We start from the raw sequence: 25,765 nt of genomic DNA on the forward strand, positions 1-25,765 counted from the left end.
GGCGAGCGTTATGGAAACCAATTTGACACCGTTGATGCTCTCATTAAAGGTGGCTGCGCTATCCACCTCCTTTGTTTTTGTGCTCGGCATGCTCGGCGCGCGCTGGATGACGCAGAAGGAGTTTTGGGGCAAAAACGTGCTGGAGTCGTTTTTTTTGCTCCCGCTCGTCCTGCCGCCGACGGTCGTCGGCTTCGGCCTGCTATTGCTGTTCGGAAAAAATGGAGTTTTGGGCCAACTGCTGTTCCAATGGTTCGGCATCCAGGTCGTCTTCACGCTGACAGGCGCAGTGATCGCTTCTGTCGTCGTTTCGTTTCCGCTGATGTACCAGAGTGCGGTCGCGGCGTTTACCGGAGTGGATCGCCGCCTGGAAAATGCCGCGCGGACGATGGGGGCTTCCGAATGGCGGGTGTTCTGGACGGTCGCTTTCCCGCTCGCCTGGCCGGGGTTGTTGGCAGGACTTGTCCTGTCGTTTGCCCGCGGCCTGGGCGAGTTTGGCGCCACGCTGATGCTTGCCGGCTACATACCAGGAAAAACGGATACCATCCCGGTCGCCATCTACTTTGCTGTAGAGGCCGGGCAAATGGAAAAAGCGCTGTTTTGGGTCGTCATCATCGTATCGCTCGGCATGGGCACCACGCTTTGGCTCAACTGGTGGAGCCGCCGCAATGTGCGAAGGTACGCCAATCAAAAGTAAGGCAGGGGAACCTACATGCTTTCGGTAACGATTCAAAAGCGTTTGCCTGATTTTTTGCTCGACGTCTCCTTTTCCACGGAACAGGAGATCGTCGTCCTCTTCGGTCCATCCGGCTCAGGGAAAACCACGATCTTGAACAGTATTGCCGGACTCGTGCATCCTGATGAGGGCGAAATCGCGCTGAATGGTCGGACTTTTTACAGGCAAGGGCAAAAACCGCTCCCCGTGCAAAAGCGCAAGGTCGGCTATTTATTTCAGGACTACGCGCTGTTCCCGCACATGACGGTCGCCCAAAACATCCGCTACGGCTTGAAGACGGGCCATGAGCTGCATCTGGAGCCGCTCTTGTCTACGGTCGGGATCGATAATCTGCTGGAAAAGTACCCGCATCAGCTCTCCGGCGGGCAAAAGCAGCGGGTCGCGCTCGTCCGGGCGCTGGCCACCGAGCCGGATATTTTGCTTCTGGACGAACCGCTCTCCGCGCTGGACGCGGACACGCGCAGGCAATGCCAGGATGAGCTGCTCCGGCTCCATGCCATGTGGCACATCCCGTTTCTGCTCGTCACCCACGACCGGGAAGAAGCGGAAAAGCTGGGAGACACGATCCTGCTTTTGGAAAACGGAAAAATCGTCGAGCAAACGAAGCAAAACGGCCAAGACCGTTTTCCCCTCTTGTCGGGGGACAAACACGCTGACCGCATGCGGTCGCAGCCGCTTTGATGAAAAAAGCCAACGGCAACGTCCTCTTCCTGACCGGATTTGGCGTTGCCGTATGGCTTTTTATGCGGATTGCCTGGCACTCTGGCGAGCCTAGCGAGCGCTGATCGGCTCGATCTTCACATCGTTTTGCTTCGCCCATTTGTGCAGTTCACCCAAAAACTGCAAAATATCGTGGCTCTCGTGATGAACGCAAAGCGTATCTGCCGCCAGATCAATGTGCTGGCCGTTCACGGTCTTCACTCGCTGCTTCAGGACGAGCTGGCGCGTCTGCTCCATCCGCTCTTCCTTGCTGATGAGCACGCTGCCCTCCAGCTCGCGGGGAGCGAGACGGCCATTCGGCAAGTACGCCCGCTCGGCAAACACTTCCTCGGCCACCTGAAGCCCGTGCTCCAGTCCGGCCTCGACCAGCTTGCTGCCGGACAGGGCGTACAGGATCAGCTCCTCGTCGATGTCGGCTACCGCCTGAACCACCGCCTCGGCAAGCTCCGGCCGCTCCGCCGCTTCGTTGTACAGCGCCCCGTGCAGCTTGACGTGATGCAGCTCGCCACCGAGCGCCCGCGTCATGCCGGAGAGGGCTGCCACCTGATACAGCACCAGCTCATACACTTCGTTGACGGACAAATTCATCGAGCGCCGTCCAAAGCCTTGCACATCCGGGTATCCCGGGTGCGCTCCGATTTTTACGTCGTGCTTGAGCGCTGCCTCAATCGTTCTGCATATGAGATGCGGATCACCTGCGTGCATGCCGCAAGCAACATTGACGGAGGTGATCCATTTCATAATTCCCAAATCCTCTGATTGTCGTCCCCTGCTGAAGCCCTCGGCCATGTCGCAGTTAATGTCAAGATGAATCATGTATGTACGCCCCCACCTTTCCTCTCATGATCTATGTACGCGTGTTGAAAGCGCATTCATTGGCACTACTTCTGGTGTTTTCCTATTCCTCTAGCATACCATGTACGGTGGCCGAGCAAAAGGAAAAAAGCTGCCGAAAACTGGCAGCTTGGTGAACATCTTATGTCGAACCTACGGTCGCTGGGCTGCTCTCTTCTGCCATCAGTGTCTCTGCCAGCGCCATCACTTGATTTTTTTCCTGCTTGTAGTCGTATTCCTTCGCCTTGTCCGGTCTTGCGTTGTTGTACTCGACCGGAATCTCGTGACGATGGGAGCGCTCGATTTTGGTCACGAAATGCAGCTTCTCCATGATGCGGATCGTTTCATCCAACATATTCGCATCAACGTACATCGAAACGTAATTTAACCGTTTGGAGATGTAATGAATGGTGCCAAATTTGCGTAAATTTTTGGCCGCACGCGTGTTTTTTACCCACACCGCAACACCCAGACGTCGTTCTCTCATGTAAGCCGTTGGTCTCCTTCCCCATCATGGTATAATCACCTGTAAACGCCTGTTACAGAAAGGAACTGTGGTCTTTTATGCTGGCTACGTTTTATCGACGCTTCGAGGAAGCACTGCACCAGGAAGGCATCGTCACAAAAAGCGGCTGGCGCACCCATGCCGGCCAACGCTTCTTCTATGTAAGCAGCGCGCTCCCCGCTTCCAGCCTGACCGAACGGCTGATGGAAGCGGGCGAGCGACTGACCACCGGTACCAAGCTAAAGCCCGAATGCATTTACGTGCGCTCAGGCGACGACCAGCACGTGTACCGCTTTCGCTTTCTGGTCCCCAGTGAAAAGCAGTTTTGCTGCGGCAACCTGTGCGAAGACTGTTTTCTGCTGCGGGAAAAATCTCCGCCGCAAAGCTAAGCCTCGCTTGCGAATCAGGAAGACTTTTTCACGCTGCAACCGCAGCTTCCGCCCGTGCCGCAACCGCTTCCTTGCGCTTCGAGAAACGGATTGTTGCTCGGCACCTTGATCGTGTCGGAGACAGAGTGGGCGATCGTTCTGCTCACCTGGTAGAGCAGTTCATCCAGCGCGTCCTCTGCCCGCTTGAAGGCTTGCACGGAATCGCGCAGCTCGATCGTCCGCTTCAGCTCGCGGACTTCTTTTGATATATGGTTGTAATCGGGATGGTACTTCCCGAACCGTTGGACATCCTCGTACTGTTCCTTTTTCTTTTCGAACAGCAACAGGAGGCGCTGCACTTCCTCGTCTGCCTCCATCCGGCGCTTGGCCTCCAAGTATTCCAAGACCTCGCGCGATTGGTTAATCATGGTGGACAGCTCGTGCGACTCCATAATAAGCTGTGCCATATCCACAGTCTCTACTGCTTCCATTGAGCGAGACCCCCTTTCACACTAAAGGCGTAAAGCTTTTAGTCCCTTCTGATTGTACCACGATCCACATTCTTAGTACAGATAGTCAGGCACCACAATGCGCACTCGGCCGATCTCGTCAAGCCTGTACGGACGCTTTCCGTGCGGCCCGCTGATCGTGACGAGCCAATAGCCCATTTCCAGCTTGACCTCCACGGGCAGCCCGCGCAGCTTCTCCTGGTTCGTCAACTGCACTTCCACTTCCAACTGCAGCTCTGTCGCGCGTTTCAACAGATCGCGCAGCGACTGCGGGTGATACGATTGGAAGTGCTGCGTCCACATTTTGGGAAGCGTCGACAGTTGCGGCATGGCTTCGCTTTGGGCCGGAAACGTATTTTCGATGGCGTAGCCGTCCCACGGGCGCTCGATGACGAGCAGCCCTCTGTCGGACGATTGGGCGTCCTCGTGCGTTTCTTTCGCTTCCGCGGACTCCGCGTGCAAGACGACGTGCGGCTCGTAGCCGTAATGCCTGAGCAGCTCGACCAACTGCCTTTTTTGCGGGAGCGGAATAAAAAACTCCGTCGGCGAGAGGACGTGCTGCAAAAAGGGCTGAAAGTCGGGGATTTGCCGCCATTCCTCCACGAATCCGGCATGTGCGGTCCTGACGCAAAAAAACGGCTCCAGTTGAATTTGCGTAGCCGTCTTCGCCCAATGCCCGATGACTTCGACGAGCCCCTCCGGCAGCGGATGGGCGCAGGCGACCCGCAGCTTTTCCATGACCAGCTCTTCGCTGCCGCCGGAAGCGAGGTACGTTTGCAGCAGCTTCGCTTGCAACTCTCCGCGAATCAGTTGCCCATCGAAGCGCAACTGACAAAACTCGCTGATCTCCCACACTTCCCGCAGCGGAACGAGCGGCGGAATCGTCAGCGCTCCCGTCGGGTCTACGAACCAGCCCTCTTCCGCCGTCAGGTGCGGCAAGCTGTTCCACCGCCAGAACAGGCGCTCCTGCTCGTCTGCCCCAAGCTGCACCCAGCCCAGCCCGAGCAAGACGTGCAGCCACTGCTCCACAATCAGCCTGTCTGCCTCTTGCGGCAAGGCAAAGCCCGCTGTCTCTAGCATGCGCAATTGGCTGTCAACACAACACCATTGATCCAGCGGAACCTGTCTCATCATCTGGGCAAACGCATCCCACCAATCGCCGTGCGGCAAAAGCTGCTCCGCAACCAACTGGTACAGCTCTTCCCACCGCTCAGGCGCCGACTTGTTCAGCCAGCGCCTGATCTGGAAGGAGTCGAGCGCCATGCTCTTGTCCCTGCGCACTACGAGCCCGAGCCGAAAAGCCAGATCGAGGACAACCGTCAGCGCGAGCCCCTCTCGCTGCTCTTTGTCCAGCGGCGCAAGAGTGACGCCCTGCACGTGCTCGTCTGTCATCGACAAGAGCGGAACCATTTTTTGTATCGCCCTGCGGTGAATGCTTCCTTTTTGCGTCACCGGCACCTGATTGTCGCGGATGTACAGGAGAAGCCCAAAAAGATCCAGATGTATCCCCCTGCCGGCTGGTATATAATAAGGGAGCGTTTTGGACAAGGACACATACGCCGCGGATGAGTCCGGCAACAGTTGAAGCGTCAACTGCTCGCGAATTTCCTGCGGCATCACATAGCCTATTTCACTCCACATTTTGCGTACAGTCAAAATCAGTCCCAGTCGGCGCAGCTTCGTCAGGCCGACGGACAAGTGCCTGTGCTCTTTTGCCGTTTCGCGTTCCCAGGAACGCTTGCTGAAAAATCCTCTCGTCGCCTTGGTGATGAACAGCTTGATGACCGTTCGTTCCAGTTCGTCGGCCTGTTCCCACACCTGCTGCAAAAAGCGGGAATCCGCCAGCCTGGACGACAGCTCCTGATCTTCTGTTTCGATGCAAAACCGCTTTTGTTGTTCGTTCAGAATCGCTTGTCTCGTTGCTTCGGACAGGTATTCCAGCGAATCCTTCACACGCACTCCTGTCACCTCAGTTTTTATGATCTCATCACGATTACTTTTACCAATTGGAGGGAGATTGATGATGAATATATTCTCTGGCTTGTTGCTCGCTGCTTCCCTGTGTGTCACTGGCGCTACGTCCATGTCTCTTCCACATCCTACCGCATCTGCGCCCGCAGGAAAAGAGGTTGTACCGTCCGCTGTAGAGACTGTTCCATACGAAGCTGTCGCCGCTCCGTATCCGCCTGCTGTGACGGAAGCGTTGAAAAAAGTGCGAAAAAGCGGCGGACACACGGTCGTGCGCGCAAACGGCAAAGCTTATGTCGTCATCGGCGCGGGACAGAAGCCGACCGGCGGCTATCGCATCGTAACCGACCAGGTCAAACGGACAGGCCCGCACGGCTTTACCGTTCGCGTGCACGTGCAGCCGCCTGCTCCGGGTGCCTTGAAAACACAGGCGATCTCGTACCCGACGCTCGTCATCGCCTTGCCGGACCAGCAGGCACAAGTGAGCGTGCACATGCGCTAGCCGTTCCTGTTCATGATAAAAGCCGACAATTCGAGTGCCCATGGCGCTTTCCTGTCGGCTTTTTTCTATGGAATCCAATCGACTAGGCAAGCATCAAGGCTTGACCTCGATGCTGAAGCGCTCGGATACTCCATACGATTCATGGTTATTGTGGGCCAGTTCGACCGTGATCTCGTGCTTGCCACTCGGAATGTCTTTCAAGACATAGCTTGGTTCAAACACTTTCGCGATCTTTTTCCCATCCAGATACAAATGGACGTGGCCTTCGCCGTGCTTGTTTTCTTTCCCCATGTTCTCCAGGGAAAAGTTGAAATTCGTAACGGCCAGCTTGAGTTGCAGGTCATCCTGTTCAAGCGAGTGCGCGACTTTTAGTGTAGGCGCTTCCTGATGCGCCTCTGCCTGTTCGACAGCCACGTTCGTCTGCGTATCGTCCTTGGAGTAGACGAACCACTCGACAACCGCTGCGATCGCGATCAGCAGGAACAAGCGGAATATCAATCGTTTGCTTTTCACCGGGACGGCTCCTTTCCAAATTCAGTCATCCCACATTGTGCCCGATTGCTCCCGTTCTCATTCACGCTGCTGTGCTGTTGGCTTCCTCGCCGTTTCCCCGTCTGGCTTTCATACATAATCCTTCTTTCTCGCGCAAAAAGTAACCCCTTATCATCACATGGTTTTCGGGAGGTCATGGTTCGGTATGAGTACACAAAACGGCACGCGCCTGACGCTCGGACTGATTGAAATCAAGCTGAAGAGCACGGCTTGCTGCAGCAGGCAGAGCTGGTTCAAATCGACCGCAACGCCAAGCTCGCACTGGGCGCCATGACCGCCAGCTTTTTTCAGACGAACCACAGCATTCCTGATTGCCTTGGCGTCGTTTTCGACACGCCGGAAGGCAAAGTGGTATATTCCGGGGATTTCAAGTTTGATCTGACCCCTGTCCACAAGCAGACCCCCGATTTGCACGAAATGGCCGCCATCGGTCAAAGCGGCGTGCTCGTCCTGCTGCGGAGAGCACGAATGCCGAACGCCCGGGCTTCACGCCTTCGGAAAAGCTGGTCGGCGATCATCTGCGCGAGGCGTTCGCGCTGGCCATTTTGCGCGACCGCAAGCATCTGTCTGAGGACGGCATTCTCGTCGTCGTCACGCGCAACAAAACAGACGGAAAAATCATTTCCGGTCCTGACCTCATCTCGCGCGGGTTTGTTTACGGCCCCGATTCGGATGGGCTGATTGACGAGGCCACGCGGATCGCGGCAGCCGCGATTGAGGATTTGCAGGACGAGAGCATCACCCAGTGGAATCGCTTGAAGCAAGCGCTGCGCGAGTCGATCGGGCGGTATTTGTACGCGAAAACAAAGCGCAGGCCGATGATTTTGCCGATTATTATGGATGTGTAGCAAAAAAGAGAGCGCCAAGGCTCTCTTTTTTTGATCGGGCTTGACGTGCGCTGTTAAAAAATCGTCTTGCGCCCTTGTTCTTCTTTCAAAATCTCCACCGCTTCCCGGAAGCGCAGCGAGTGGACGATTTCCCGCTCGCGCAAAAACTTCAGGCTGTCCTGCAGGTCGACGTCGTCTGTCATGTCGATCAGCCATTGGTACGTGGCCCGCGCTTTTTCCTCTGCGGCGATATCTTCGTACAAGTCTGCGATCGGATCGCCCTTGGCCGCGATATAGGTAGCCGTCCAGGGAACCCCTGCCGCATTGTTGTAAAAAAGCGCCCGGTCGTGGTTGGCGTAATGCGCGCCAAGCCCGGCTTCCTCCAGTTGTTCGACCGTCGCGTCCTTGGTCAGCTTGTAGACCATCGTCGCGATCATTTCCAGATGGGCAAACTCTTCAGTCGCAATGTCGGTCAACAGCCCGATGACTTTGTTCGGAATCGTGTAGCGCTGGTTCATGTAGCGCAAGGCCGCCGCCAGCTCGCCATCGGCACCGCCGTATTGCTCCGTCAAGTATTTGGCCATTTTCACATCGCATTTGCTGACACGAACCGGATATTGCAGCTTTTTCTCATAAATCCACATCGTCTACGTCTCCCTCATTTCTACACTTGCCATGGCCAAGGCTCGTCGTTCCACTGCCACGGGTATCCGGAATAGCTCCGCCCGAAATTTTGCAAGGGGCCGTAATGCTTCTCGTACTCATTCGCCAAAGCCCAACGCTTTTCTGTCAGATCGTTGAACTGTTCAATCGCGTTGACATCGGTTGGATGCGTATCCAGGTACAGATTGAGCTCGACCAGGACAAAATCGATCTCCTGCAGTTGCTGTAACAGTGCGTAATATTCTTTGCCTCGCTGTTGACTATGTGCCATGGGAACCCTCTCTTCCTACGTAATCCTGCTGCGGATTGTAAGGACTGTACAGAGACGGCCACAATGTGCCTGCCCGTAATGCCTCGGCCGGGGAATACTGTGGCAGGTCTGGCGGCTGGAACGTGATAAACAACTGCGGAGGAACCGCGTATGTTTTGACCCGAATGGGCGGACAAGGATCGTATGGGCTGACGTAAGGAAACCAGATACGTGTTTGCGAGTTCAACAGATGCCCTCCTCCATGCGCATTTTTCTCGTTCGTCATGGTTACCATATGCCGCCCACCCAGCAAGCGTGATAAATGTCCCGCCATGAAAAAAAGCCTTTTGTTCATCAAGTTGCGATGAACAAGAGGCCAAGCGTGATCTACGGCAGCCGCGGCTGTAATCGGTTGACGATCGGCAGCTTTTCTTCGCCTCGCACGATCGCAGCCAGGTAGCCTGCCATCTGCTTGGGACTGTTCGTAAAAGCGTCTCTCGTGCTGCCCGCCATATGCGGGGTAATCGTCACATTGTCCAGTTGCAGCAACGGATCGTCTGCTGCCAGCGGCTCGTTGTCGAATACGTCCAGGGCGGCGCCTGCGATTCGCCCCGCTTGCAAAAATGACACCAACGCTTTTTCGTCAATCAGCCCGGAGCGTGCCGTATTAATCAGGACGGCGTTTGGCTTCATCAGCGCCAGCTCCGGTGCCCCGATAAAATGGTGCGTCTTTTCCGTGAGGCGCAAATGCAGGGAGACGACGTCCGCGCGCTGCAACAGTTCGTTCAGTTCCACCTTTTGACAAGGTTCGGGCACTTGAGCGATGTACTCGTCGTACACGAGGATGTGGCAGCCCATGGCCGTCAAAAAACCGGCGATCAGTTGCCCGACATTGCCATAGCCGATCAATCCTACTGTTTTTCCATACAATTCGGGAATCGCGTCGCTGTTCGGAAACGATTTTCGCCACTCCGCCTGTTTGAGTGCCGCGTGCGCGCGGGCGATGTTTCGCACTTCTGCGAGGATCAGCCCGAGCGTAAACTCCGCCACGGCCCGGGCATTTCGGCCTGGCGTATTCAGTACGCTGATCCCCCGTTCGTTGGCTGCCGCAATCGCCACATTTTCCGTACCGCCGCGCAAAATCCCGATGACCGCAAGCTTGCTCGCCGCTGCGATGATTTTCGCAGAGACCGGCGTGAACTGCACGATGAGCACCTCGTACTGCTCGATTCCCGCAAACACGTCGTCCGGCATGGTCACCGCCTCCGGCCCGTGCAGCTCTACCGCGAGATTGTCTTTTTGCAGCTCTTCCAAAGAGGCGTGCTGCCATTCCCTGACCTCTACGTCCCAGCCCAGCTTTTCCAGCTCTCCAAGTCCTTCCGCCATCTCGCGTGCAGGAATAAACCGATCGGCAATCGCCAATACTTTCATCTCTCTCACTCCTATCCGTTACGCTCTGCCATTTGCGCCCAGCATGCGAATTTTTTGCTCCACCGTTTGCTCCAGCTCTTGTCTGATCGGCAAAAACATTTCTTCCGGCAGCGGGTCGATCCTGGTCATTTCCGCCGCAGCCCGCTTCAAGCCTTTTGCCATCGCGATCCGGCAGTCGGCGTACAGGTTCACTTTGCTGATTCCGTGCTGCACGACTTCCTGCACCTGGGCATCCGGCGTGCCCGAGCCGCCGTGCAAAACGAGCGGGACAGGGCTGACCAAATTGATCTGCCGCATCCGCTCTACGTTCAGCTTCGGCTCCGCCGTATAGACGCCGTGCGCTGTTCCGATGGAAACGGCCAGGGCATCGACACCTGTTCGCTCGACGAACTCCGCTACCTGATGCGGCTCGGTCAGTTTCGACTCGGTGCCGTACGTGCCGCCCAGCTCGTTGCCGCCGACGTGCCCAAGCTCCGCCTCCACGCTGATGCCGTGGGGGTGCGCCAACTCTACGACCTGTTTGGTCAGCGCTACATTTTCGGCAAAAGGCAAGCTCGATCCGTCGATCATGACAGATGTGAAGCCGTGGGCAATCGCTTGCTTGACCAACTCCGTGTCCATCGCGTGATCGAGATGCAGGACGATCGGAATGCGATAGGCAGGGGCAACTGCCTTGATGTACTCTGCCAGGAAAATGAATCCGTTCGGCTCCTTCAGGTTGTGCTCCAGGCACATCAGGATGACGGGCGATTGCAGCCGCTCCGCCGTATCGAGAATCGTCCGCACCATAATATCGCCCACGCAGTCAAAGGCAGGGACGGCGTACTGATTTTCTCGGGCATCGTTTACGACTTCGTGCAGTGTGGTTAACATCTTTCTTCCTCCTATCCTTTCGTACAGCTCTTTATCTCATCAGCATGCCGCCGGTGGCATCCATCGTCGCGCCTGTAATGTAGTTCGCTTTTTCCGAGACGAGAAAAGCGGCGATATCGGCAATTTCTTCCGGCTTGGCGACACGGCCGAGCGGGATCCGGTTGACGTAGTAGTCTTTTTTCAGCTCCAGGTCGGCCTTAATCATGTCCGTCTCCACGATGCCAAGCGCGAGCGCGTTGACGTTGATTCCTTGCTTCGCGACCTCGCGGGCAAGCGAGACGGTAAACGCGACGACTCCCGCTTTGCTCGCGGCGTAATGCGCATGGCCTGTCGTCGAGCCGTGGAACGCCGCTTGCGAGGTCACGTTCAAAATTTTGCCGCGGCGTTTTTCGGCCAACAGGTGATGGACAAAGCTTTGGCAAGTGAGAAACACCGAGGTCAGGTTCACATCCATGGTGTGGTTCCACTCAGCAAGCGAGATGTCCGTCACCCAGTTTTTCGGCCACACGCCAGCGTTGTTGACCAAAATGTCGACGCTGCCGAAAGCTGCGGTCGCTTCCGCCATCAGCCGGTCGCACTCTTCCTTTTTGCCGATGTCCGCTTGAATCGTGATACACTCGCCGCCTTTTTGCCGGATCAGATCCGCTGCCTCATTCGCGCTGTCGGCGCTGCGGTTGTAGTTGATGACGACTTTTGCCCCTTCTTTCGCAAGCGCGAGAGCAATGGCCCGCCCTACGCCGCGGGAAGCTCCGGTAATGATTGCGCTTTTTCCTTTGATGCCGAAGTCCATGTCGATTCCATCCTTCACGAAAGTTTTTTCCACAGTGGCTGCAACGCTTCCAGCACTTCCAAATACGCTTGGTACTTCTGCTCGTAAATGGCCTGATGCTGTTCGTTTGGCGTGTACGTCTTGCTGATTTTCACCATCGACTGCGCCGCTTCGGAAAACGACGCGAAATGCTTCGTCGCGACCCCGGCGCAGATGGAGGCCCCGAGCGTGCCTTGCTCTGTTCCTTCCACCACCTCGACGGGCAACTGCAAAATGTCTGCGAACATCTGCATCCATTCCTCCGACCTCGTGGCCCCGCCAGCGAGACGCACAGCTTTTGGCCGGGAGCGGTGAACGAGCAGCTTGTCGATGTGCTGGCGATGGCCGAAAACGACTCCTTCGTACAAGGCTCTGACCATATGCGCTTTCGTATGCCAACCGTTCAGGCCGATAAAGCACGCCTTGGCGTTGGCATCCACATTGGAGCCGAACAAAAACGGGAAGAAGACGATATGCGAATCCTCGGGCTTCGTGCCTGCGACCATCTGGTTGCAAAGCTCATACACGCTGATGCCCTGCTTGGCGGCCGCGTCGTGCTCCTGGCTGAAAAACTCGTTGGTGAACCACTCCAGGTTGCTCGCCGAGGTCGGACTACCCTCCAGCGTCAGCCAATAGCCGGGGATGCAGTAGATGGAGGTCATGAACAAGTCTTTGTCCACCACTGGCTCCTTCGTGATGTACTCGTTGATGCTCCACGTCCCCGCGACGACGCACAGTTTGTCTTCGTCCGTCACGCCCGAGGCAATCGCGGAGGCGTCGATGTCGAACAGTCCTCCAGCCACCGGTGTGCCCACGGCAAGCCCCGTTTCCCGCGCCGCCTGCTCCGTCACATAGCCGCAAATGTCGGCGGAGTATTTCACCGGGGGCAGCTTGTCGAAGATTCCTTGCAAGCCAAAATCGGCAAGCAGTTCGCGGTCGTAAGCGACTTCTTTAATGTTGAACAGGTTCGTGCCGGAAAGATCGGTCACTTCGGCGTACGCTTCCCCCGTCAGCCGATAGCGGATAAAGTCTTTGCACATCAGAATCCAGCGCGCTTTTTCGAGCAGCTCGCCTCGATGCTCCTGCAGCCAACGCAGCAACGCGACCGGCTGACCAGCCCAAATCGATTGCATCGTCTTCGGCAGGACGCGCTCCGCCGTTCCGTCCGCGTACCACTGCTCGACCAGATGCTTGGCGCGCGTATCCGTCGAGACGATTCCGTTTCCGACCGCCTGCCCTTCGCCGTCGACGAGGTACAGTCCGTTTCCGTGTCCGGTCACTGCCAATCCCGCCACGTCGTGCGGATCAATGCCCGATTGCCTGAGCACATCTGAAATTACGGCCACATTGGCTTTCCACAGCTCCTCCATGTCTCGCTCGGTATGTCCGGGCTGCGGCATCAGCATGGCCGTTTTCCGGCTGGAGACAGCTACCTCCCGACCGTCGATGGTGTACACCGCTGCTTTCGTGACCGTTCCCCCATTGTCAATGCCAATCAAAAATTGTGCCACGTTCTCTCCCCCTTAACGGTTTCATGCAAAAATTGAGGCCAGCTTGATGAGCAGCCAACCAAGCGGCGTCGTTGCTCCGCCGACCAGGTTAGCCAGTTCTGTCGTGGCGCTGACTCCTTCCGGCAGCGAGACGTTCACCAGATTGGCCGCGGTCGTGTACAGCGGGGCGATGCTCGTTCCGGCATAGAGGACGAGCGCGACCATGACCAGCCCCGAAATAAACAGGCGGACGAGGTTTTTTTGCAAATACGGAGCCGCCATCGGAATCAAAAACACGAGCGACGCCAAGTCCACGAACGGCAGCACCTTGTTGCCCGGAAGCAGGATGGCGAGGATCAAAGCACCCGGGATCAGCAGCAAGCCAGTGGCGAGCACGGCAGGGTTTCCGATCAGCAAGGCCGTGTCCAGACCAATGTAAAACTCCCGGTCCGGGAACCGCTGTTTCAAAAACGCCTCCGCTGCTTTGCGCACGATTTCCAACCCTTCCACCAGCACGTTAATCATCGCAGGCAGCAGCACCATGACCGCCGCCACTTTTACACCGAGCGTCAAAATTTCGGCAATCCCGAAGCCCGCCAATATCCCGAGCAGAACGCCGAGAATCGTCCCCAAGGTGAGCGGCTCGCCCATCACTCCGTATTTTTTGGTGATTTCTTCCGGATCGGCTTTGATCGTCCGCAGGCCCGGAATTTTTTCGATGATCCAGTTCACTGCCATCCCGATCGGCACGTAAATGGCCGAAGTGGCATGCGCGAACGAGACGCCTTTCAGATCAAATTCCTTTTGGATTCGCGGGGCGGTGACGTCTGCGATCACGATGGCAATCAAAAAGTGGATCAGCGCCGCAATCGTTCCGACCACGACACTGTTGGTCGCCGCGTAGACGACGCCCCCGGTCAGCATGAAGTGCCAGTAGTTGAAAATGTCGATGTTGACCGTTTTCGTCCATTTAAACATAAGCAGCAAAATATTCAAAATTACGGCACTAAACACAACAAACGGAACAATCGGCGTCCCCCAGCCAATCGTCGCTCCGACCGGCCAGCCCGGGTCTACGACCGTCAGCGACAGGCCAAAACGGCTGACCATCGCTTCTGCTGCCGGTCCGAGCGTTCCGAGCAACAGGCCGATGACGAGGTTGATCCCGACAAACCCGATGCCTACCAGCATGGATGCTTTGAAGCCTTGCCCGACTCTCACCCGAAAGATCATCGCCAGAATAAAGAAAATAATCGGCATCATGACTGCTGGACCAAGCTGAATCAAAAATTGAATAACCGCCATTTACGTTTGCCTCCCCCATTTGTTTTTTGGCTTGCACAAGCAGCACTCGTCGGCTGCACCACCTCCTTTTTCGCAAACAAAAAACCCTACACAGAGCTAGCGCCTTTTCGCACTAACTCTCTGTAGGGTTTCGCATCTACACATAACCCGTTACTGTATTTTGTTGTACATTGTATTCCACAAATCCCGCTTGCTCGTCGTCACGCCGTTAATCCCGGCGTCGAACAGCTCGTGGATCACTTCCACCGAATCGATAAAACCGCCCGCGAGAATCGGCACATTTTTGACCGCCCGAAACTGGTTGAGAAACGGTTTGGCGAACGGGCCGGGAAGAATCTCGATCGCATCGAGTTCGCTCATTTCAAGACCTCTCAAGCCGTTTTCCAGCGAGCGCGAGTCGAGCAAAAAGAAGCGATGAATCCCGATCAGGCCGACATCTTTTGCCCGATTGACGATCTTGGCATTCGGGGAGATGAGTCCGTCCACCTGAAACAAATCTTTGAGCAGCTTGATGCCGATTTGGTCTTTGTTCAACCCGCCGATCAAGTCTACGTGCACAATCACTTTTTTCCGCGCTTCGTGGCACTTTTGCGTCAAGCTCTTCAGATTGCCGATATGGACATCCGAGAGCAGGATGATGGGCGCCTCACTCTGCAATGCAAACTGAAAATGGCGCAGGTCCCTGACAGAAGGAATTGTGACGTGATTAGAAAAAAATGCATTCGCCATCTGGGAGGCCCTCTTTTGACATTTCGTTGTTGATTGTTAATTAAAGCGCTTTCGCCATTATTTAATAACAGAATTTTTGGTTTGTCAACCGTCTGTAATAAAAATCTTCCCACTTTTCTGCCCACAACCTTCGCCCCGTAAAAATCGAGGCCAACCCGAAATCACAGGTTGGCCCAAAGCGCACGGCAAACGCCCTCGTCGAAGTTTTTGCCGCTGAAAAGAAGCCGCCTGCCAGCCCAGCTACTTGCGACTGTCCAGAAGGCGCGAAGGCATGAAAAACATTTTCTCCACATCGTCCGCTGACAGGGGGCAGGCGAAGTAGTAGCCCTGGATTTTTTGCAGTCATTCTCCGTCAAAATGTCCAGTTGGTCTTTCGTCTCGATCCCTTCCGCAATGACGTCGAGCTTGAGGTTTTGCGCCATGGGATGATCGTGGACACGATTGCCCGGTCGTTTTGGCTTGGCGAAATATCGGTAATGAACGAGCGGTCATTTTCTTCCGTGATGTCTTTGATGATGATGTGCGTCCCCATCAATTCTCCCGCGATGTCGACGGGAACCTTCATGACGCTCAGCTCGATGCTTCTCCCGTCCGGATGCAGCCAACGCGTTTCAAAGCTGTTCGGCAAGTCGCCGGAAGCCTCGTAAAACAGCTTTTTTGTTTTCTCCCGCTCTTCTTTTGGAATGTGCAAGCCGATCTGGGCAATATGCCGATGGATATAGTACTTCGGCACCGGGCGAGGCGATGGGCATGCTGCAAAAATTTTCCGCGAAGCCGGCTTCGTTCTGTTTCCGCCCATCGGTAATGGTGGTCCGCCAAATAGTCTCCCCTGTATTGCTGCGACAGCCGCAAATGCCCGTCCACGGTTTCGCCAGTCAGCTCCGGCGCGCCGTCGAGCGCTGCTTCCCATTCAGACACGTCCAGCCTCGTTCCGTTCATCTCCAGCAAATATCCTTCATCACAATTTACAATCTGGATCGCCAGTCCTTCTTCATTCAATGTTTTTCTGATTGGGTACACGGTCGTATAGAGCTGCGTAATGCCTTTCTTCCAGTCGATGTCCGGCCAGAGCTGGTCGAGCAGCACCTGCTTTTTGACGACCGTTCCCCGGTGATGCAGCAAAAAGGCGAATACTTCCTGCCCCTTGACCGTTTTCCAGCGAATCGTCACCGGCTCTCTTCCAGCCTGCTCCATTTGCAAGGAGCGAAAACAGCGAAGGAAGCCAGTCCCAGCCTGCAGGACGCTCGCTGGCTGAGGCGGCCGGCTTTTGAAAAGCCGCTCGATCGTTTTTTGCAGGCGGTCGTACTGAATCGGCTTTAACAAATAGTCCAAGGCGTTCAGCTCGAATGCCTTGATCGCGTATTCATCGTAGGCGGTGACGAAGATGATCGCGGTATCCGGATGCTCCTGCAAAATTCGTTCGGCCAATTCGATTCCGTTTCGCTCAGGCATCTGGATGTCGAGAAACACGGCCTGCGGGGGTGCTTGGACGATTTTATCCAGAGCCATCCGCGGCTCCCGGTACTGCCCCTGAATGTTCAGACCGCCCACGCGCGCGAGCATCCGGGCCATACGGCGAAGAGCAAGCGGCTCGTCATCCACAATAATCACGTTCATAAAAATTCCCCACCTTCCCTGTCGGCAAACGAATCAGAAATGCGCTTCATCCAGCGCCCCGCTCATGCGGTATGTCGGCGAACTGCTCTTGCCTCTCTTCGGGCGCCTTGCTGGATGGTCGGGGACATCCGCTCGCTCCGGCAGCCCCTCGCAGACAGCAAACCCGCCTAGCGTTTGGGAGCGCGAAACCCGGCAGCTTGCGCCTCTTCTTCTGTTGCGAACCACATCTCGGCCTTCGTCTGCTCGTAGCTGGCGGAGCCGGGGACGTGATAAATTTTTTCGCCCTTGGCGTTGATGTTGCCTTTGATCGCTTTGCCTTCTGGCGGCGTATCGCGGTCACTGTCCGTTGGTTTGCCAGGCTTCGCGGCGGACTTGCCCGTTTCTTTGTCTGCTGATTTTTTGTCCGCTGGCTTTTTGCCCGCGTCCTTGCCGTCAGGATCTAGGCCCCACAGCCCGCGATTGGCTTCCCGCGCCTCGCGCTCCGCTGCCAGAAACACATCGGCCTTGGCGACATTCGGCGGAATCGTCATGATGCGCGCGTAGCCGTCCCGCACCAGCTTTTCATTGACGAACGTCCCGTCTTCCATATACACATAAGCGAGCAGCCGCTGATATTTGTCGTACGGCTCCACGTCAAACTTGAGCGTCACTTTTTTCCCTGTCAAAAGCTCTTTGGTGTAGTTGCTGGCTTCCTTGCCATATGGCTCGACCGGATGGTTAGGCTTGACCGTCTCCGGCGTGTCGACTCCAATCATTCTCACCTTTTCCCCGCTCGCCAGCTCAAACGTGTCGCCGTCCACCACCCGTTTGACCGTAGCGGTCATCTCCCCGTTTGCCTCGGGCTGTCCCGAAGCGGAACAGGCGGCCAAGAGAAGCGCCAGAGCGAACAAGTAAAGTACGATTGGTTTCATTGATTCTTCTCCTCTTCTTTGTTGCATTGATTCTCAGATTATTGAGATTCCCACTCCTAAAGGGGCAAGCTGACACCTTTGGTACCAATGGGATTCTTGGGTGGTAGTCGGAAGTGCATTTCTGCTATCCGTAGTTCCCCCAAGTTCAGGGCTGTCTCATCAGCCCGTCCTAAGACAGTGCGTCTAGCATCTTAGGCTGACAGACTGTTACCATCTGCCACAGGTTGACGCATGATATTGATGGCTCCAACCCGATCACGATGCGTTTTGAATCCGCATGAACATTCGTACTTTCTGTCTCTCGCTTTGTTCTTCTCCCCACAGACAGGAAAGAGTTGAGAAGTATAGGCTGGATTCACTTCCACAACTTGTATCCCAACAAGATTTGCTTTGTAGGAGATGAATTGCTGAAGCCTACCGAAATTTGAGCGTACCATTTCCCTGACTTTTCCATGATACGCATCAACCCACATTTTCCTTTGCGTAACCGTTCCCGATCTCGGCTCGTCATCCTAGCATCAAACGCTGTTTTCTTCGTCTTTCCATCTACCACGATCGGGAAAGCAACTGTATTTTCGGATACCGTGTAGTTTTGATTGTTGACGAAATAGACAGGTTTTTTCAGAATGGGGCGAGTACCCAACTTCTTGATTTTTCGGTATACACTCTTGGCATCACGTATGGCTTGATTACAGACGGCTGATGGTAGAATGGTTTCTACATTTTTCGTCGTTGTCTTTGGAAACGTACCAAGTTGTTCAGCTTGTTCCGTTAGCTGATTGACTACACGAATATATTCCTTTCCTAAATGACGAAGAAGATCTGGTGATCAGGAGATAGGCGAACCGTAACCGTTAAAGCTTGCATGTGTTCACCCCCTTTTCTTTTGTTCTTCCACATAACGCTTTACGGTTTCGCTTGATACGTTTCCTGCTGTACTTACGAAAAAAGAGCGTGTCCACAGACTCGGCAAATGAGCAAGATGCTTGAACTCCTGCCTTATGATTCGAGAGGTCACTCCTTTCACTTTTGCCATGATGTCTGATGGAGAATCGGTGGGAAGACAGTTCAGGAGCAGATAGACATGATCTGGCATCACTTCCATGGCTACTATATGCCAGTCATTCTCTTGACATATTTTTTCAAGTAGTTCCTTGAATCGAATTTCCACCTGGTTCACTAATACTTTTCTTCGATAACGAGGGCAGAAAACAAAATGATAGTGGATGAGAGATACTGTGGTAGCTGTACGTCTATATTCTTGTCCCATAGGGTCATTGTATCAGTATAAAAAACAAACTTCAACGATGAATAACAAAAGAAAAACACTCGCACATGTGCTATGTGTTTCGTAAGTCCGCCGCTGCCTGCGCAGCTTGACGGCCTCGTCTTTTCGCTCGTTCCGCACGCGGCTTTGCGTGAAGCCCCGCCAAAAGAACAGATTCTGGCGACAGAAGTTTTTTTCGCCTAAACCGAAAAAACGACCTTCCACAAGGTCGTTTTGTCTATACGTACAGACTTAGTCACGATCGGCGCTAAACAAGAACAGCAGAACGACCACGACAATGATAATCCACAGAAACTCCTCGTTATCGCGATCAAAAAAGCTATCGAACAGACCCATAGTGGAGTCCTCCTTTCCTTCTCGCTACAGCCTATGCAGAAGGCTAGGCACGTGTCAGCGTTTGGAAGAGCCCAAAAGTAAAGGAATGTTCTTCTTATTTCAGCCTCGCGACGATCATATGCGTGTACGTGGTGAGCTGTCGCGCCTCTGCGGCGAATCCGAGCGCCGCAAGCTCCCGGAGCAGCCGCGAGCGGTCGGCGTAAAAGCGGTCCTCAATTTGCGCAATCGCCTCGTTCTTCCCGTCTCGGGCCAATGCAGCGAGATGCGCCTGTCTGGCAGCCTCGTCCACAAACATCAAATCCGCGATCGCCAGGCGTCCCCCCGGCTTCAGCACCCGGCGGCATTCGGCGAGCGCGAGCAGCTTCTGGTCGTCATCGAGAAGGTGCAGCGCATAGCTCGTCGCCACAAAGTCAAAGCGATCCTCGAGAAACGGAAAGGCGAAAAAGGTTCCGAGCTTCGTCTCCATCCCGGGCAGCTTGCTCCGGCAGCGCTTCAACATTTGCGGCGACTGGTCGAAGCCGCTCATGCTCGCCCCCTGGCGGACGAGACGGCTCGCCAGGTTGCCCGTGCCTGTGCCTGCGTCCAGCCCGCTCTCGCCTTTCACGGGACCGAGCGCGGCGACGACTTCATCCAGCACCCGCTCGTACGCTTGATGGGCGTTCGTGCTTTGCGACTCTCGCTGCACCCACTCGTCGTAACTGTCTGCCATCTGGTTGAAATTCCAGCGATCCACCCAGTTGTCGCGCGTTTGCCGCAGCCGTTTGTTCGCTTCTGCCAGCTCGAACAGCTCGCCCGGGTCGATCGTCTGGCTGTTGCCGATGCGCTCGATCATCGCCTCCGTCGTCTGGATGACTTTGGCCATCTCCACCCATCTCGTGTACATGAAAGAGCGCTGCAGTTCCAGGTAATGCAGCAAGGTACCTTCGTGCTCCTTCATCTGCGCCAGCAGCTCGCGAATATCGTCAATCGACATTCCGACCTCGCGCAGCGTCATGATCGTTTGCAGCCGCCAAACATCTTCTTCGGTAAACTGGCGATATCCGGAATCACCTGCCTTCGCCGGCCGGATCAGCCCTTTTTCCTCATAATAGCGAATGGCTCGCGGCGTGATTTGCAGCCTGCGCGCCATGTCCTTAATCAGCATGCGTGTCTCTCCCTGTCAGCTTCTTTATCGGTATCATATACCTTACCGCTGCGTCAATGTACAGAGAAAAAACGAAAAAGCTGCCCGGCGTTGCTTCCGGCAGCTTTTCATGCGTGCTTTTGGTTCAGGCAGCCATTAGTGATGAGCAGGCTCGGAAATTTCTTGGAGCGCGTCGCTCGCCTCGTCGTGGTGCACTTGCCGGATCGCCATGTCTGCGAGGGCGACAATGCCGACGAGCTTGCCGTTTTCCACCACAGGCAGGCGGCGGATTTGGTGCTGGGCCATGATCTTCGCCGCTTCATCGACTGTCATGCCCGGCTGGCCGAGAATGATGTCCTTGGTCATGACTACTTCTGTCGCCGTGGAGCCTTCATGCTTTTCCGCAAGTCCGCGAATGACGATATCGCGGTCGGTGATGATCCCGATGACGTCGTTCTTTTCGTCGACGACAGGGATGACGCCTACGTTCCAGTCACGCATTTTGCAAGCTACTTCGTACACATTATCCTTAAGCGTCACGGTTGCGACATCTTTGGTCATAATTTCGCGCAGGGTACGGTTTTCCACTTTGGCCATTTCGTTCTCCTCCTTTTGCTAATTGAACGATTGTAGTTTGTCCTCTCCGCTATCCTTTCATTCGCGAGAAAGGGCAAGCTAAGGTCGCGGCCGAAATGGAGTTATGCATTGCGCTTCTTCCAAAAACAGACTATCATTAATAAGTGAAAATCTCACCATTTGTAGGAGGAAAAAGAATGGTTATCAAGGACACTGGGCTTAGCACGAAAGAAGTCTTTTTCGCCGATCTGGAGCATTACATGAGCGAGCTTGGCTTTGATCGTGGCGCCTGGGATTACAAGCACGCTACATACGATTATAAGATCCAAGATAAAGGAAACGTCTTCTACCTGCGCATCGAAGCAAACGTGATCGAAGGCAAGCTGGAAGACACCCATGCCGTCCTGAAGCTGGAAGATCCGTACATGGGCAAACACCTTTTCCCGCACGGACTGGATTACGACTATCCGATGCCTGAATCCGTTGTCAAAACGGCGAAGCTCAAGCTGCAAATGCTTGGCGAAAAGCTTTCCTCGCACTAATTCCAAATGAAAACGCACTGCGGTACAGAGAGGTATCCCCTCTCTGTTTCACGTAGAAGGGGGTATTACCGTGAAGACTAGGGGCGTACCTGACTTCCTGCTCCTGTTTTTAACCGCCCTGATCGTCGGGTTTGGTATTACCATGGTGCTTAGTGCAAGCTCCATTTTCGCCCTGACCAGCTTCACTAGCAATGGCTGCTCTTATTGCAACGGGGACGAGCTGTATTTCGTGAAGCGGCAAATCCGCTTCCTGCTGATCGGAATCGTCGGCATGCTGGTCGCCATGAATATTCCCTTCTCCTTTTACAAGCGCAATTTCTTGCTGATTGCGTTAGGAAGCTTCATCATGCTTGTGCTCGTGCTGATTCCGGGAATCGGGGAGGATGTGAAAGGAGCGCGTTCGTGGTTCAGGATCGGATCATCCAGCCTGCAGCCCGCAGAGTTCGCCAAGCTAGGTCTGATCTTGTACCTGGCGGCGATTCTCGCGAAAAAAGGAGAGGGGGTACGCAAACTCCAGTCTGGTTTGCTTCCCCCGCTCATGGTTACCGGTTTGTTTTTCCTCCTGATTGTCGTGCAGCCCGATCTTGGGTCAGCCGCCATTCTTCTGGGCAGCGCCTTGATCGTGATGATCTGCGGCGGAGCGAGACTTCGTCACCTGATTGGCCTCGGCGGCCCGGTTGTGACCGTGGCTTTTCTCGGATACATCACGTTGAAGCCGCATGCCTTGAATCGCATTAACTCCTACATCAATCCATGGAACGATCCGAGCGGAACCGGGTACAACATCATTCAGTCGTGGATTGCCATCGCCCACGGAGGACTGTCCGGGACGGGCTTCGGGAAGAGCATCCAAAAGTATTTGTACTTGCCGGAGATGCACACCGACTTCATTTTCTCCATCATTACGGAGGAGCTTGGGTTTATCGGTTCTTCTCTGTTCCTGCTGGTCTACCTGCTGTTCCTGTTGCGCGGCATCCACATATGTCTGCGCGTCAAGGACACCTTTGCCAGCCTGGCCGGGATCGGGGTCGTCAGCATGATTGCCCTGCAAGCGATCTTAAACATCGGCGGCGTGACAGGACTGATTCCGCTCACGGGCGTACCTCTTCCTTTCATCAGCTACGGGGGCTCTTCCTTGCTCGTTTGCTTGATCTCGACAGGCTTTTTGCTGAGCGTGTCGCGCGAGGTCAGCCGCCAGAAGCTGGAGGAGCAGCTCAAGAAGCAGCCTTATTCAATGTAGCATCTCGCTTTGCCCAGAAGCAAAAAAACGGCCTGCCGATGCGCAGGTCGTTTTCATTTGCCAAGCTCGATTGTCTCTACACGCACATTGACCGCTTCCACAAACAGTCCGGTCAAGCTCTCGACGGCTTCCTTCACCTTTTCCTGCAACGTGTGGCACACGCGATGAATTTGCGCGCCATAGCGGACTGACACGCGCATGTCGACGATGACTCTGTCCTCTGTGACCGCCACGGTGATTCCTTTCGCCCCGCCATTCAGCTTTTTCGCCAAGTCCTGATACAGCCCACCCGACCGCACAGTAACGTCCAGCACTTCCTCCACGGCTACGGCAGCAATGATCGCGATTACTTGATCGGCCACTCTGATCTCGCCAAGTCTGTCAGCCATCAGGATGCCCTCCTCTTCGACCGAATGATATCTGCTCCCCCGTTTTATCTGAGTTTTCTTTCATTATAAACAACTCATGCTTGGGCTTGGAAGGGAATTTGTTTTTTTCTCTCGGATAATGTCGGCGCTGTGCAATGGATGTCAAGCAATGTCAAGCGCTCGCCCGTGAGCGCTTGCCGCAAGACAGGCTCCAAGGCCGCACCCGTGCGCACCACCTGGGAGTCCACCCCGCACGCCTTGGCCCACAGGGCAAAATCCGGGTTGTGCAGTTGCACGCCAAACGGGCGAAACCCTTCCTGCTGCATTTTCAGTTCTTCCAAACCGAGCGTCCGGTTGTTCACGACCACGACCGTGATCGCGAGTTGCTGTTCGGCTGCCGTCATCAGCTCCGCGAGATTCATTTGCAGGCCGCCGTCTCCGGTTATGCAGACCACTTGCCTGCCCGGAAAAGCGAGCTTGGCCGCAATCGCCGCTGGCAAACCGAAGCCCATCGTGCGCCACTTCCCGGAAAAGAGCGGCTGCTGTCTGCTTGCGCGAAACGCGCGATTGAACCAGATCGTATGCTCGCCGGTATCGAGCGCGACAATCGCATCGTCTGCCACCACCTCGCCCAATGTGTGCATCAAGCTTTCCGGCCTCACTGCCTCGTCAGGCGACTGCGCCTGACTGCGCTTTGCGTTTTCCGCCCAAAACCGAGCATGCCAGCTCTCTACGCTCTTCTCCCAAGCATCGCCTGGCGGACGGGTTTTTAAACGGTGGCTCCACATCGGCAGGACGTCCAGCAGATCGGCCGTGACAGGCAGAAGCTGCGAATGCGCATGCATGGATGCCGCCGCGTGATCGACCTGGATGATCGGCAACTGCTTCGGAATGAACTCCTTCGGAAACCAGCTTGCGCCCAAAATGACGAGCAAATCGGCCTTTTCCAGCGCTTGCAGGGAAGCCTCGCTGCCGCCTTCGCCCAAGCCGCCGAGCACCAGGCGATGCGACTCGTCGATGGCCCCTTTTGCCCCGAGCGACAACAAAATTCCTGCGCCCAACTGCTCCACGAACCGTAAACACAAAGCTGCCGCCGGACGCGCTCCTGTGCCAAGCAGGATGAGCGGCGCTTTCGCACGCATGATCTGTTCTGCGGCGGATTCGATCTCCACCCGGTCGCCGAGCACGCGCGGGATGCGCGGCAGTTGCGGCAGCACGACCGCTTTCGTTTTTTGCGCAAACACGTCCTTGCAAATCGCCAGATGCGCCACGCCTTTTTGCTGGGCAGCCGTCACGAAGGCGCGGTGCAAAGCTTCGCCCACGGCGTCCGGGTGACTGACGGTCGTCTGGTAGGCGCTGATCGGCCGAATCATGTCTTCCTGGGCGACAAACTGCTTGTAGCCCCCGCCCAGCTTGTGCGTCTCGACCTGTCCGGCGATAGCGATGACGGGAACGCGATCTGTATGCGCATCCGCCAGCCCGTTCAGCAGGTTGACGAAGCCCGGTCCCATCGTCGCTGCGCACACGGCCGGCTTGCCCGTCAGCTTCGCTTCGGCGCTCGCCATCATCGCCGCCGCAGACTCGTGCCGGCACGAAATGTACTGAATCTCCGACTGTTTCCCCAGCGCGTCCAGCCAGGCGAAAATGCCGTCCCCGGCCACGCCGTAGACGCGTTTTACGCCCCACTCTGCCAGTTGTTTCGTCACGTATTGCGCCACTCTCATTTGCTACTCCTCCATTCAATCTACAGCCATGAAAAAGTCAATGGTAGTGTACGCATTCTCCAGTATTTTACTAGGGCGTTGTGTAGAAAGTTGGAGAACCTAACAATTATCATCAGTTGATTAGCACATTTCCAAAGGAGGAGCAAAAATGAAGCAGCCTGTGAAATGGCTGATAGCACTGGCAGCAATAGCGCTCGTTGTCACAACCGCGATCATGATCTCTCCCATGCGCTCCGATGCGTTCAGCCAGCAAATCGTCAAAGTGGGCGCAGAAGGGAGCGACGTCCGGGAAATGCAGTATCGCCTGAAGCACCTCGGATTTTATACCGGGACGGTAGACGGGATCTTCGGCTGGCGTTCGTACTGGGCACTGCGCAACTTCCAGTACGAGTTCGGACTGCCTGTTGACGGCGTGCTCGGAGCGAAAACGAAATTGAAGCTGTACAACGCTACGAAAAACTACAAGCCGACCGCGGCAGACTTGGGCGTGTCGCCATCAACTCCGAGCGCACCTGCGGCGCCGAGCAGTCCGAAAAAAGAGACGTACCACGCCGCCAACATCTCGGCCAACGACCTGCGCCTGATGGCAAATGCGGTTTACGGGGAAGCCCGCGGTGAGCCGTACATCGGGCAGGTAGCGGTGGCAGCGGTCATTTTGAACCGGACGAAAAACCCCGCCTTCCCGAACACACCTGCCGGGGTGATCTTCGAGCCGCGCGCTTTCACCGCTGTAGCAGACGGGCAAATTTGGCTGACGCCAAACGAGCAGTCGAAAAAAGCGGTCAACGACGCCTTGAAAGGTTGGGACCCGACCGGAGGGGCAATCTACTACTTCAACCCGGATACGGCTACGTCCGGTTGGATTTGGAGCCGTCCGCAAATCAAAAAGATCGGCCGCCACATCTTCTGCCGATAAGGTTTGCAAAAAAAGAACAGGCACAACAGTCGAGCAGACTGCGTGCCTGTTTACGTT

28 protein-coding genes and 4 pseudogenes are annotated in these 25,765 nt (G+C 55.4%); 9 read left to right on the forward strand and 23 right to left on the reverse strand.

The genetic code is table 11. The annotated features are described in order from the left end of the window. Window positions 1-10: 10 nt before the first annotated feature. A complete protein-coding gene (gene modB / locus M655_RS16460) occupies window positions 11-694 on the forward strand; it encodes a molybdate ABC transporter permease subunit (protein ID WP_005827184.1) in 684 nt (227 codons plus the stop codon). A gap of 15 nt (window positions 695-709) precedes the next feature. Continuing rightward, window positions 710-1,414, forward strand: coding sequence for an ABC transporter ATP-binding protein (locus M655_RS16465; RefSeq protein ID WP_026557053.1), 705 nt, complete (start codon window positions 710-712; stop codon window positions 1,412-1,414). A 90-nt stretch (window positions 1,415-1,504) separates the two neighbouring features. On the opposite strand, the gene M655_RS16470 is transcribed toward M655_RS16465, so the two are convergent. Together M655_RS16470 and M655_RS16475 are read right to left on the reverse strand one after the other, a co-directional pair. Beyond that, entirely contained in the window at window positions 1,505-2,269 is a 765-nt protein-coding gene (locus M655_RS16470; protein WP_005827181.1) for a LamB/YcsF family protein, read from the reverse strand. 160 nt (window positions 2,270-2,429) lie between these two features. Beyond that, window positions 2,430-2,774, reverse strand: a complete 345-nt coding sequence (locus M655_RS16475) for a YlbG family protein (RefSeq protein WP_025843702.1) — start codon at window positions 2,772-2,774, stop codon at window positions 2,430-2,432. 77 nt (window positions 2,775-2,851) lie between these two features. Between M655_RS16475 and M655_RS16480 the strand changes: the two genes are divergently transcribed. Continuing rightward, window positions 2,852-3,181: a hypothetical protein gene (locus M655_RS16480; protein WP_026557052.1), complete on the forward strand. Its 330-nt coding sequence runs from the start codon at window positions 2,852-2,854 to the stop codon at window positions 3,179-3,181. Between the two features lie 14 nt (window positions 3,182-3,195). Here the strand turns inward: M655_RS16480 and M655_RS16485 are convergent, their stop codons facing one another. Both M655_RS16485 and M655_RS16490 read right to left on the reverse strand, forming a co-directional pair. Further along, window positions 3,196-3,651: a YlbF/YmcA family competence regulator gene (locus M655_RS16485; protein ID WP_005827176.1), complete on the reverse strand. Its 456-nt coding sequence runs from the start codon at window positions 3,649-3,651 to the stop codon at window positions 3,196-3,198. Window positions 3,652-3,723: 72 nt separating this feature from the next. After that, window positions 3,724-5,622 (reverse strand): hypothetical protein, encoded by a 1,899-nt coding sequence (locus M655_RS16490; RefSeq protein ID WP_286085842.1) that lies wholly within the window; start codon window positions 5,620-5,622, stop codon window positions 3,724-3,726. 70 nt (window positions 5,623-5,692) lie between these two features. Between M655_RS16490 and M655_RS16495 the strand changes: the two genes are divergently transcribed. Next, window positions 5,693-6,139: a protease complex subunit PrcB family protein gene (locus M655_RS16495; RefSeq protein WP_502708208.1), complete on the forward strand. Its 447-nt coding sequence runs from the start codon at window positions 5,693-5,695 to the stop codon at window positions 6,137-6,139. A 93-nt stretch (window positions 6,140-6,232) separates the two neighbouring features. Here the strand turns inward: M655_RS16495 and M655_RS16500 are convergent, their stop codons facing one another. After that, complete coding sequence (locus M655_RS16500; RefSeq protein WP_005827170.1) at window positions 6,233-6,652, reverse strand: hypothetical protein; 420 nt, start codon at window positions 6,650-6,652, stop codon at window positions 6,233-6,235. A 202-nt stretch (window positions 6,653-6,854) separates the two neighbouring features. Here M655_RS16500 and M655_RS28345 point away from each other — a divergent pair. Both M655_RS28345 and M655_RS28350 read left to right on the forward strand, forming a co-directional pair. Then, window positions 6,855-7,233: pseudogene (locus M655_RS28345) on the forward strand (ribonuclease J); the annotation flags it as partial. Further along, window positions 7,234-7,539: pseudogene (locus M655_RS28350) on the forward strand (ribonuclease J); the annotation flags it as partial. Between the two features lie 53 nt (window positions 7,540-7,592). On the opposite strand, the gene M655_RS16510 reads toward M655_RS28350, so the two are convergent. The 16 genes and pseudogenes from M655_RS16510 to M655_RS16585 form a co-directional block, all read right to left on the reverse strand. After that, entirely contained in the window at window positions 7,593-8,162 is a 570-nt protein-coding gene (locus M655_RS16510; RefSeq protein WP_005827166.1) for a manganese catalase family protein, read from the reverse strand. 20 nt (window positions 8,163-8,182) lie between these two features. Continuing rightward, a complete protein-coding gene (locus M655_RS16515) occupies window positions 8,183-8,452 on the reverse strand; it encodes a spore coat protein CotJB (protein WP_005827164.1) in 270 nt (89 codons plus the stop codon). Beyond that, window positions 8,442-8,678, reverse strand: coding sequence for a spore coat associated protein CotJA (locus M655_RS16520; protein WP_005827163.1), 237 nt, complete (start codon window positions 8,676-8,678; stop codon window positions 8,442-8,444). The genes M655_RS16515 and M655_RS16520 overlap by 11 nt, the downstream gene beginning before the upstream one ends. A 140-nt stretch (window positions 8,679-8,818) precedes the next feature. Next, on the reverse strand, window positions 8,819-9,862 hold the full coding sequence (locus M655_RS16525; protein WP_026557049.1) for a 2-hydroxyacid dehydrogenase: 1,044 nt from the start codon (window positions 9,860-9,862) through the stop codon (window positions 8,819-8,821). A gap of 18 nt (window positions 9,863-9,880) precedes the next feature. Then, window positions 9,881-10,735: a class II fructose-bisphosphate aldolase gene (locus M655_RS16530; RefSeq protein WP_005827160.1), complete on the reverse strand. Its 855-nt coding sequence runs from the start codon at window positions 10,733-10,735 to the stop codon at window positions 9,881-9,883. Between the two features lie 31 nt (window positions 10,736-10,766). Next, window positions 10,767-11,543: an SDR family NAD(P)-dependent oxidoreductase gene (locus M655_RS16535; RefSeq protein ID WP_238500528.1), complete on the reverse strand. Its 777-nt coding sequence runs from the start codon at window positions 11,541-11,543 to the stop codon at window positions 10,767-10,769. Next, window positions 11,540-13,054: an FGGY-family carbohydrate kinase gene (locus M655_RS16540; RefSeq protein WP_026557047.1), complete on the reverse strand. Its 1,515-nt coding sequence runs from the start codon at window positions 13,052-13,054 to the stop codon at window positions 11,540-11,542. The genes M655_RS16535 and M655_RS16540 overlap by 4 nt, the downstream gene beginning before the upstream one ends. 21 nt (window positions 13,055-13,075) lie before the next feature. Beyond that, window positions 13,076-14,338 (reverse strand): PTS galactitol transporter subunit IIC, encoded by a 1,263-nt coding sequence (locus tag M655_RS16545; RefSeq protein ID WP_005827156.1) that lies wholly within the window; start codon window positions 14,336-14,338, stop codon window positions 13,076-13,078. Window positions 14,339-14,488: 150 nt separating this feature from the next. Then, a complete protein-coding gene (locus M655_RS16550) occupies window positions 14,489-15,067 on the reverse strand; it encodes a glycerol-3-phosphate responsive antiterminator (protein ID WP_026557046.1) in 579 nt (192 codons plus the stop codon). Window positions 15,068-15,307: 240 nt separating this feature from the next. Continuing rightward, a pseudogene (locus tag M655_RS28355) lies at window positions 15,308-15,557 on the reverse strand (EAL domain-containing protein); the annotation flags it as partial. Window positions 15,558-15,637: 80 nt separating this feature from the next. Next, window positions 15,638-16,684, reverse strand: a complete 1,047-nt coding sequence (locus M655_RS16560; protein ID WP_286085843.1) for a response regulator — start codon at window positions 16,682-16,684, stop codon at window positions 15,638-15,640. A gap of 167 nt (window positions 16,685-16,851) precedes the next feature. Next, window positions 16,852-17,595 carry a thermonuclease family protein gene (locus M655_RS16565; RefSeq protein WP_026557044.1) on the reverse strand — a complete coding sequence of 248 codons (744 nt, stop codon included), beginning with the start codon at window positions 17,593-17,595 and terminating at the stop codon, window positions 16,852-16,854. A gap of 191 nt (window positions 17,596-17,786) precedes the next feature. Beyond that, window positions 17,787-18,462 (reverse strand): annotated as a pseudogene (locus M655_RS28360) (transposase). Window positions 18,463-18,466: 4 nt separating this feature from the next. Then, the gene (tnpA, locus tag M655_RS16575; RefSeq protein WP_025843694.1) at window positions 18,467-18,865 is read right to left on the reverse strand and encodes an IS200/IS605 family transposase; all 399 of its coding nucleotides are present in this window, start codon (window positions 18,863-18,865) and stop codon (window positions 18,467-18,469) included. A 448-nt stretch (window positions 18,866-19,313) separates the two neighbouring features. Beyond that, window positions 19,314-20,363, reverse strand: a complete 1,050-nt coding sequence (locus M655_RS16580; protein ID WP_005827143.1) for a MerR family transcriptional regulator — start codon at window positions 20,361-20,363, stop codon at window positions 19,314-19,316. 135 nt (window positions 20,364-20,498) lie between these two features. Next, a complete protein-coding gene (locus M655_RS16585; RefSeq protein WP_005827142.1) occupies window positions 20,499-20,939 on the reverse strand; it encodes a CBS domain-containing protein in 441 nt (146 codons plus the stop codon). 176 nt (window positions 20,940-21,115) lie between these two features. Here M655_RS16585 and M655_RS16590 point away from each other — a divergent pair, with 176 nt between their 5' ends. Together M655_RS16590 and ftsW are read left to right on the forward strand one after the other, a co-directional pair. After that, the gene (locus tag M655_RS16590) at window positions 21,116-21,460 is read left to right on the forward strand and encodes a YugN family protein (RefSeq protein ID WP_005827140.1); all 345 of its coding nucleotides are present in this window, start codon (window positions 21,116-21,118) and stop codon (window positions 21,458-21,460) included. 70 nt (window positions 21,461-21,530) lie between these two features. Continuing rightward, the gene (gene ftsW / locus M655_RS16595; protein WP_007785222.1) at window positions 21,531-22,700 is read left to right on the forward strand and encodes a putative lipid II flippase FtsW; all 1,170 of its coding nucleotides are present in this window, start codon (window positions 21,531-21,533) and stop codon (window positions 22,698-22,700) included. A 53-nt stretch (window positions 22,701-22,753) separates the two neighbouring features. Here ftsW and M655_RS16600 read toward each other — a convergent pair whose 3' ends face one another. Continuing rightward, window positions 22,754-23,089 carry an Asp23/Gls24 family envelope stress response protein gene (locus tag M655_RS16600; RefSeq protein ID WP_005827135.1) on the reverse strand — a complete coding sequence of 112 codons (336 nt, stop codon included), beginning with the start codon at window positions 23,087-23,089 and terminating at the stop codon, window positions 22,754-22,756. Window positions 23,090-23,163: 74 nt separating this feature from the next. After that, window positions 23,164-24,792 (reverse strand): thiamine pyrophosphate-binding protein, encoded by a 1,629-nt coding sequence (locus M655_RS16605; RefSeq protein WP_007785220.1) that lies wholly within the window; start codon window positions 24,790-24,792, stop codon window positions 23,164-23,166. Between the two features lie 148 nt (window positions 24,793-24,940). On the opposite strand from M655_RS16605, the gene sleB reads away from it, so the two are divergent. After that, a complete protein-coding gene (gene sleB / locus M655_RS16610) occupies window positions 24,941-25,708 on the forward strand; it encodes a spore cortex-lytic enzyme (protein ID WP_007785218.1) in 768 nt (255 codons plus the stop codon). The last annotated feature ends 57 nt before the right edge of the window (window positions 25,709-25,765 follow it).

The sequence above is a fragment of the Brevibacillus sp. NSP2.1 genome, assembly GCF_000470975.2.
Classification (GTDB): domain Bacteria; phylum Bacillota; class Bacilli; order Brevibacillales; family Brevibacillaceae; genus Brevibacillus; species Brevibacillus agri.